Below are 324 nucleotides of genomic sequence, written 5' to 3'. Positions count from 1 at the left end.
AGAAACATCAACTGCTGCTGGCTGTCGACAACACTTTTGCAACGCCATACCTGCAGCAGCCACTGGAACTGGGAGCAGACATCGTGATGCACAGCGCAACGAAATACCTGGGAGGTCATAGCGATGTGGTGCTTGGTGGTTTGGTGTTGAATGACGAGGAGCTTGCAGAGAGACTACAATTCAACCAAAATGCAAGTGGTGCTATTTGTGGACCACAGGATAGTTTTCTTGTTTTGAGAGGGATCAAGACCCTGCACCTGCGTATGCAAAGACATTGCGAAAACGGGGAAGCAGTCGCCAGATTCCTAAAAAATCATCCCGGGG

General features: G+C 49.7%; 1 protein-coding gene. It reads left to right on the top strand.

Annotated features, from left to right (window positions below; all coding sequences use genetic code 11):
• Positions 1-324, top strand: a 324-nt coding sequence (locus HC176_RS18515; RefSeq protein ID WP_209309823.1) for a PLP-dependent transferase, incomplete at both ends; no start/stop codon positions are given.

This window comes from Tamlana crocina, from assembly GCF_012037625.1.
Note: the sequence above shows the minus strand (reverse complement) of the source record. Positions and strands in the feature narration are given on the sequence as shown.